The organism is Dolichospermum sp. UHCC 0260, from assembly GCF_009711985.1.
Lineage (GTDB): Bacteria > Cyanobacteriota > Cyanobacteriia > Cyanobacteriales > Nostocaceae > Dolichospermum > Dolichospermum lemmermannii.
This window is the reverse complement of sequence record NZ_VIKZ01000085.1, coordinates 1-978: the sequence shown is the minus strand read 5'-3', so window position 1 is coordinate 978 and position 978 is coordinate 1. Positions and strand designations below refer to the sequence as shown.

Annotated in this window: 1 protein-coding gene; it reads right to left on the bottom strand. The window is 43.9% G+C overall.

Translation table 11 applies throughout. The features are described 5' to 3' along the window. Positions 1-64: 64 nt before the first annotated feature. The coding region (locus FJR08_RS21750) for a glycosyltransferase (RefSeq protein WP_168634559.1) at positions 65-978 on the bottom strand (914 nt) is incomplete at its 5' end.

The window sequence follows — 978 nt, the reverse complement described above, 5'->3', positions numbered from 1 at the left end:
TTGGGAAGAAATATTCTCCCTGCCCCCTGCCCTGCCCCCTGCCCCCTGCCTTTTCTGGAGTTCCCTATTTAATCGCTAATGCGGGTTCTTTAACAGATTGTTGCAACAGTTGGGTATAGAGTTCATCTAACTGAGCAGCTACACCATGCCAGCTAAATTTATTGATAACACGCTTTTTAGCAGCTTTTCCTAGTTCTTGTTGCCATACAGGATTGCCAAGAATCCGATCAATAGCGTGGTTAAAAGCTGGGACATTTTGTGGCGGCACTAATAAACCAGTTTCTTCATTGACAACAGTGAATTGTAATCCACCGACATCACTAGCGACTACAGGTGTACCGCAGGCCATCGCCTCGATAGCTACTAATCCAAAGGGTTCATAGTGGCTGGGAACAACACAAACATCAGCAGCAGCAAAATAAGCTGGTAATATATGCCGACTCAGACAACCGGGAAAAGAGGTGCATTCACCCATTCCTAACTCGTTGACAATGCCGGTGAGGCGATCGCGTTCTTTTTCATCACTATTCCCCGGTGTACAACCACCACCAATAATCAACTGCAACTGTTTTGATTCATAAAACTTCGACTCTCGCATTGCCCTGATCAAGGTTTCTATGCCTTTTCGGGGGTCAAATCTACCGACATATAACACCACTTTAGCTTCTGGATCAATTCCTAAAGTAGCTCTGGCAGCTTGTCTTTCCACTGAACCAAACTGCTGAATATCTGTCCCACAGGGAATAATATCAATTTTGCCTTTTTGGGAAACAAGCGATCGCATATGTTCCAGTTCTTGGGGACTGGTGGCCACAATTCTTTCCGCTGTTTCCAATACTTGTTTTTCAACTATTAAACGTTGACTAGCCACCAAAGGAATATTTTCTATGGTGTTATATTTAATCACCCCTAAAGAATGGTAGGTATGAACCTGTTTAGTTCCTTGTCTTTTCTTTAGTTCCATCCCTACCCAGCTCA